This is a genomic window from Polaromonas sp. P1_E3 (assembly GCF_056405935.1).
The window spans coordinates 1-6,415 of sequence record NZ_JBFUBD010000155.1; the positions used below are offsets into that span (position 1 = coordinate 1).

General features: G+C 63.3%; 7 protein-coding genes. 2 read left to right on the forward strand and 5 right to left on the reverse strand.

Going from position 1 to position 6,415, the window contains the following annotated elements:
- The 5 genes from AC1D0Z_RS14460 to AC1D0Z_RS14480 all read right to left on the reverse strand — a co-directional run.
- Positions 1–187 (reverse strand): hypothetical protein (locus tag AC1D0Z_RS14460; protein WP_477658920.1); only part of this gene is annotated, 187 nt, incomplete at its 3' end.
- 73 nt (positions 188–260) lie between these two features.
- A complete protein-coding gene (locus AC1D0Z_RS14465) occupies positions 261–431 on the reverse strand; it encodes a hypothetical protein (RefSeq protein ID WP_477658921.1) in 171 nt (56 codons plus the stop codon).
- A gap of 7 nt (positions 432–438) precedes the next feature.
- Complete coding sequence (locus AC1D0Z_RS14470; RefSeq protein WP_477658922.1) at positions 439–1,371, reverse strand: DMT family transporter; 933 nt, start codon at positions 1,369–1,371, stop codon at positions 439–441.
- Positions 1,368–1,892, reverse strand: coding sequence for a methylated-DNA--[protein]-cysteine S-methyltransferase (locus AC1D0Z_RS14475; protein ID WP_477658923.1), 525 nt, complete (start codon positions 1,890–1,892; stop codon positions 1,368–1,370). The genes AC1D0Z_RS14470 and AC1D0Z_RS14475 overlap by 4 nt, the downstream gene beginning before the upstream one ends.
- A 300-nt stretch (positions 1,893–2,192) precedes the next feature.
- On the reverse strand, positions 2,193–3,701 hold the full coding sequence (locus tag AC1D0Z_RS14480) for a DNA-3-methyladenine glycosylase 2 family protein (RefSeq protein WP_477658924.1): 1,509 nt from the start codon (positions 3,699–3,701) through the stop codon (positions 2,193–2,195).
- Positions 3,702–3,944: 243 nt separating this feature from the next.
- On the opposite strand from AC1D0Z_RS14480, the gene AC1D0Z_RS14485 reads away from it, so the two are divergent.
- Both AC1D0Z_RS14485 and waaC read left to right on the forward strand, forming a co-directional pair.
- The gene (locus AC1D0Z_RS14485) at positions 3,945–5,330 is read left to right on the forward strand and encodes a phosphomannomutase/phosphoglucomutase (RefSeq protein ID WP_477658925.1); all 1,386 of its coding nucleotides are present in this window, start codon (positions 3,945–3,947) and stop codon (positions 5,328–5,330) included.
- A gap of 229 nt (positions 5,331–5,559) precedes the next feature.
- The coding region (gene waaC / locus AC1D0Z_RS14490) for a lipopolysaccharide heptosyltransferase I (protein WP_477658926.1) at positions 5,560–6,415 on the forward strand (856 nt) is incomplete at its 3' end.

Below are 6,415 nucleotides of genomic sequence, written 5' to 3' on the forward strand. Positions count from 1 at the left end.
TGTGGATATTCAGGACCCGGCTGCCAAGTGGAACTTGCGTGACCACCTGTGTAAGGAGGAAGCTTTTCGCGTTGGGATCATTGGGTCCTGCTATCACTGCCTTCTGTTGAGCCGTTGTTGTCGGCGGAATTGCACATGCCACCAGTGATGCAGTGGAGATCGCAATGAGCAGGTATTGGTAGTTCATGGTTTGTATGGCCCGTTGTTTGAATCGAATGGCTGGAGCCATGATTCTCACCCAGCCCGGGAGACGCGCATATTTACAGCTGAAACAGCTGCTTTTTGAGCGCCATCTTTTCCTTCTTGCGCAGGCTCGCTTCTGATTTGCGGTGCGAGCCCGCCTTGCGCTGGGCCGCGGGCTCGACCAGCGGGTTGCGCGGCTTGGGCACGGCCAGCTTGACTTTGAGCTTGGTCTTGCGGGCCGACGTCATCGTTGCATCAGCCCTTGCGGCCCAGCTTGAGCAGCCCGGTTGACAGCGCCGTGCCAATCACAATCACCACGGCACAAATGACCATCCAGGCGGTCACATGCTCGCCGAGGAAGATCACGCCGTAGATCACCGCAAACACCGGCACCAGGAAGGTGACCGACAGCGCGCGCGGCGGGCCGGCATTTTCAATCAGCCTGAAAAAGAGAATGTAGGCCAGGCCCGTGCAGACTACGCCCACCGCCAGCAGCGCCAGCCAGGCATGCACACCGGGCATTTGCGCCGGCCACAGCCAGGCGGCCGGCAGTGCCAGGCCCACTGTGGCGCCTATCTGGCTGCCGGCGGCGGTCACCAGAGGCGGCATGCCTGTCAGGTAGCGCTTGGTGTAGCTGGCCGAGATCCCGTAGCACACGCAGGCAAAGAGGCAGGCCAGCACGGCCCAGCCGGGTGCGATGCCCGAGGCGTCAGGCTTGAAGGTTGCCTTGTCCCAGGCCAGCATGGCCACGCCGGCAAAGCCAACGACCAGGCCCAGGATGCGCGAGGCGTTGGGTTTGTCCTTGAGCCACAGCCAGGCGACCAACGCGCCGAACATCGGCACCGTGGCGTTGAGGATGGCGGAGAGCCCGGTGGTGATGGACAGCAGCGCGAACGCAAAGCAGGCAAACGGAATGCCTGAATTAAAAATGCCGATGAAAAAGATCTTCTTCCAGTTTCTCTTCAGGTCGGGCAGCAGGCCGCGCAGCCACACGATGGGAAACAGGAACAGCGCGGCAATGGCCACGCGCACGGCGGCGGTGGGCAGCGGGCCAAACTCCACCGCACCGATGCGGGTGAAAAGAAAGGAAGACCCCCAGATCGCCGCCAGCATGATGAAATCAGCGGCCCAGCTTTTGGGGGAGGCCATGGCCGCGGGCGTTGCGAGCCCGGTGGTGGATGAGCTCAAAACAGTGTCTCCTTCATGGGTGCGCCCTCCAGCTTGAGCAGCGCGGTTTTTTTGTCGAGGCCGCCGGCGTAGCCGGTGAGTGAGCCATCTGCGCCCAGCACGCGGTGGCAGGGCACGATGACGCTGACAGGGTTGCGCCCGACGGCTGCACCCACCGCGCGCACGGCCGCCGGTTTTCCGATGCTATGGCTAAGGGCTCCGTAGCTGGTGGTGCCCCCCTGCGGGATGGCCAGCAGGGCCTGCCACACGGACTGCTGGAAGGCGGTTCCGTGGGCCAGGTCCAGCGGCAGGTCAAAGCTGCTCCGCGTGCCGGCGAAGTATTCGGTCAGCTGCGCAATCGCCTGCTTGATAACAGGGTGGTCGGGGTCTTCGCGCCAGACGCAGGGCTCGACCAGCTGCGGCGGCAGGTGGCGCTGGCCGGCAAACCAGGTGCCGGCCAGGCCCTTGTCCGTTGCGGCAATGATCATCTTGCCCAGGGGGCTTTGAAATGTGCTCTGAACGATGGAGTTGTCGAATTTCATGGATGTCACCTTTTGAGTGGTCAAGTCTTGCCTGATGTGCAGGACCTCTTGCTATTTAGGGCTGTAGCCCTTTAATGACGGGCGCGAGCAGCTATTAATTTGGTAGCAACTCTGTCCGTCGCCTTGTCATGCACTGGCTGGCTAGCTGACTTCGATCACCCGGCGGAGATGGTCGCCCGAAAGGCGCTGTCCCGTCCAATGAAATCGATGCCGTGCATTCATTCCGTATACGCATAAATGAACCCGGCTTGCGGCATCAATCAGCGCAGCGCCGCTTCACTGGGCGTTTAAGCGGGGCATTTACCCGGGCCGTTCCAGCGTGCCGCTCCAGGCGCGAATCACCGCATAGCTGCGCCAGGGCTTCCAGGCGGCCGAGGCGAATTCAGCTTCTCGCGCCGGATTTTTTTGGCCCTGCACACCCAGTGCCTTGTGCAGCGCCACATCGCCTGAAGGAAACGCGTCGGGCCAGCGCAATGCCCGCATGGCAATGTATTGCGCCGTCCAGTCACCGATGCCGGGCAACCCTTTCAGCGTAGCCACCGTCGTGTTGATGTCGGCGCCGCTGTGCAATGGAAGGCGTTTTTCTGCTACTGCCTGCGCGATTCCCACGATGGCGGCCTGGCGTTGCCTGACGATGCCCAGCTGCCCGAGCGCGTCGCCGCTGGCCGCGGCCAGCACCGCCGGTGCCGGAAAGAGCCGCGTCAGCTGTGGCCAGGGTGTTTCCACCCCCTCGCCAAAGCGGTCCACCATGCGCTGGGCCAGTGTGCGGGCCGCGGCCACGGTGATCTGCTGGCCCAGCACTGCGCGCACGGCCAGCTCGTAGCCGTCCAGTGCGCCCGGCACGCGCAGGCCGTCGCCTTCAGGAAAGCTGGCGTGCAGCACGCTGTTGATGGCCGCAGGGTCGGCGTCCAGGTCAAAGGTGGTGCGCACGCGGCGTATCACCAGCGGCAGCACTTCGCGCAGCGAATCGCTCACGCGCAACACCAGCTGGGAGCGGCTTTCGTCGAAGCTTGCCAGCAGCCAGCCGGTATGCAGCTTGCCGCCCGCTTCGATGCTGAAAGTTCTTCCCAAGGCGGGCTGCGCGGCGTCCGCTGCAATGAATTCAATGGCGCTGATGCAGCGCTTGCTGAAAAAAGCCAGCATGGCCTGCACGTCATAGGGCGGGCGGTAGCCCAGCCGTACGGTGATGCCTTCACCCACATCGCCGACGCGTGCCGGGCCCTGGCGCCGCAGCTGCGTGGGGTTGAGCTTGTAATGCTCGACAAAAGCCGCGTTGAATCGCCGCACGCTGGCAAAACCACTGATAAGCGCCACCTGCGTGATGGGCAGGTTGGTGTCGGCCAGCAGTTGCTTGGCGGTGTGAAGCCGGTGCGTCTGCAGGTATTGCATGGGCGAGACGCCGAACTGCGCCTCGAAGATCCGGCGCACGTGGCGGTCACTCACGCCCAGCCTGGCGGCCAGCTTTTCCACAGACGGGCCGTCTTCAGCCCACACCTCGGGTTCGTCCAGCAGGCGGGCTGCCTGGTGGGCGAGGATGTAAGACGCGTCCTGAATGGACCACACCACCGAATGCGGCGCCAGCTCGGGCCGGCAGCGAAGGCAGGGCCGAAAGCCCGCGTTCTCGGCTTGCGCCGCATGGTGAAAGAAGCGGCAGTTTTCGCGCTTGGGGGTTTTCACGCTGCACACGGGCCGGCAATAGATGCCGGTAGATGTGACGCCGGTGAAAAAACTGCCGTCAAAACGGGCATCCCGCGCCTTCAGGGCGAGGTAGCAGTCGTTGTCGGCCAGAGGGGTGATTTCGCGGTCCATGGAAGAAATGATACGCCGCAAGGCCCTTTTAACTAGCCGTTTTCGGACATGTCCCTTTTGCCCTCTTTTGCCCTCAAAACCTCCCGAAATCTCTTGCAGGCTTTCATGGCGTGGTACTCCACGCACACCACTTTCGCACTGTTTTCCATAGTCTGAACGGGCCCCCTCAAAACGGCAGCCGCCTACAGGCCGCGCAAGGGCCGCCCCCTACAATCAAACCCATCAAATTGAAGGATCCTGCCGATGCAAATCAACCCGTCCATCTTCAAGGCCTACGACATTCGCGGTGTCGTGCCCTCCACCATCCATGAGGAAATGGCCGAGGCGCTGGGCAAGGCTTTTGGCATGGCGGCGCTGGCCGAAGGTGAGAAATCAGTGGCTGTAGGCCGTGACGGGCGCCTCAGCGGCCCCTCGCTCAGCGCTGCGTTGATGCGCGGCCTGGCTGCGGTGGGTATAGAGGTGATCGACGTCGGCATGGTGACCACGCCCATGCTGTATTTTGCGGCCAGCACCCTCACGGCATCCGGCATCCAGGTGACGGGCAGCCACAACCCCAAGGACTACAACGGATTCAAGATGGTGCTGGCCGGCCGTGCGATCTATGGCGAGGAAATCCAGGCGCTGCGCCGCGCGATCGAAGGCGAGACATGGGTGCAGCCATCCCAGGCCGGCGCCGTCCGCCAGGTCGATGTGGAAACCGACTACCGCGACCGCATCGTGTCCGGCATCAAGCTCGAACGCCCGCTCAAAATCGTCATCGACTCCGGCAACGGCATTGCCGGTGCATCGGCGCCTGCCATCTTTCGCGCCCTGGGTTGCGAGGTGACCGAACTCTTCAGCGAGGTCGACGGCAACTTTCCCAACCATCATCCCGACCCGAGCAAACCCGAAAACCTGCAGGACCTGATCAAGGCCCTGCAAAGCGGCGGCGCCGAACTGGGCCTGGCCTTTGACGGCGACGGCGACCGCCTCGGTATCGTCACCAAAGACGGCCAGAACATTTACCCCGACCGGCAGATGATGCTGTTTGCCCGCGACGTGCTCTCGCGCGTGCCGGGGGGAACCATTTTGTTCGACGTGAAATGCTCGCAGCGCCTGGCGCCCGAGATTGAGGCCGCCGGTGGTGTGCCGCTGATGTACAAGACCGGCCATTCGCTGATCAAGGCGAAGATGAAAGAGATCAATTCACCGCTGGGCGGCGAGATGAGCGGCCACATCTTTTTCAAGGAGCGCTGGTACGGCTTTGACGACGGCACCTACGCCGGCGCGCGCCTGCTCGAAATTTTGAGCCGGGTGCCGGACGCCGGCATCGTGCTCAATGCCCTGCCCACCAGCTTCAGCACGCCTGAACTGAACGTGGCCTGCAAGGAGGGCGAGCCGCATACGGTGGTGGAGGCGTTGATCAAATCCGCGAAATTCGCGGCTCCCGCCAAAATCTCGACCATTGATGGCGTACGCGTCGACTGGCCCGACGGCTTTGGGCTGATCCGCGCGTCCAACACCACGCCGGTGCTGGTGTTGCGCTTTGAGGGCCACACCCAAAAGGCGCTGGAGCGTATCGAGGCCGACATGCTGGCCTTGTTGCGCAGCGTCAAGCCGGACGCCAGCTTCGCTGCCGCGGTCCATTAGTCCACCCCCGTCCAGACTCACTGCGTGTAGTCTGTTCCCCCCTCGAGGGGGCGGCGCCTGCGGCCCGGCAAAGCCGGTTCCGCGGCCCCCACTGGTATTAGACGGCTCGCTTCGCATCGCGTTTGGGGCAGTGAGGGGCCTGAGTGGCTTTTTTTGGGTTTCCGGGGCAAGCGGACGTTCTGGGCGCTTTCTGCGGTGAAAATCAGCGTTTTCGCCTTTCACCGTCTTCATGAAAATTCTCCTGGTCAAGCTCTCGTCCCTGGGCGATGTGGTGCACACCCTGCCGGTGGTGCGGGACATCCTTGCCGCGCTCCCGGACACGCAGATTGACTGGGTGGTGGAAAAAGCCTTTGCCCCCTTGCTGGCGCGCCACAAAGGCCTGCACCGGGTGATTTCCTGCGAGATCCGGCGCTGGCGCAAGTCATTCTGGGCCCTGGCAACACGAAACGAATGGCGTGCCTTCAAGCGTGAGCTGCAACGTGAGGCTTATGACGCCGTGATTGACCTGCAGGGCCTGACCAAGTCGGCGCTGATGGCGCGGCTTGCCACGGTGGCGCCCGGGGGCAAGCGCTACGCCCTGGCCAACCAGACCGAGGGCTCGGGCTATGAGGCGCCAACCCGCTGGGTGGCCGACGTGGCCATCACCCTCCCGCCGCACATCCACGCGGTGCAGCGCTCAAGGGAGCTGGCGGCGCGCGCGCTGGGCTACACCCTGAAAGGTGCGCCGGATTTTGGATTAAAAAGGCCTGCAGCCCAGGAGGGGCGAGCGCAAGCAGCTCCTGAAAAGATAGCAACTTCGGCGTCGAAAGGCCGGGTGGTGCTGGTCCATGGCACCTCGCGCGCCGACAAGGAATGGCCGCTGGACCACTGGATCACGCTGGGAAGGCGCCTTCATGCGGCCGGCTATCCGGTGGCACTGGCGCACGGCAATGCCCATGAACTGGCCACCAGCCAGGCTATTGCACAGGGACTGAACAAGACCRCAGCGGACATGGCCCTGGTGCTGCCGATGCTGCCGCTTGATGCGCTCGTTGATGAGCTGGCCCAATGCGCGGGTGTTATCGGCGTAGACAGCGGAGTCAGCC

Excerpts from the sequence above, each read along its gene's own strand:
- AC1D0Z_RS14465 (WP_477658921.1), bottom strand. The coding sequence starts at position 431 with ATGACGTCGGCCCGCAAGACCAAGCTCAAAGTCAAGCTGGCCGTGCCC.
- AC1D0Z_RS14475 (WP_477658923.1), bottom strand. The coding sequence starts at position 1,892 with ATGAAATTCGACAACTCCATCGTTCAGAGCACATTTCAAAGCCCCCTG.
- AC1D0Z_RS14480 (WP_477658924.1), bottom strand. The coding sequence starts at position 3,701 with ATGGACCGCGAAATCACCCCTCTGGCCGACAACGACTGCTACCTCGCC.
- AC1D0Z_RS14485 (WP_477658925.1), top strand. The coding sequence starts at position 3,945 with ATGCAAATCAACCCGTCCATCTTCAAGGCCTACGACATTCGCGGTGTC.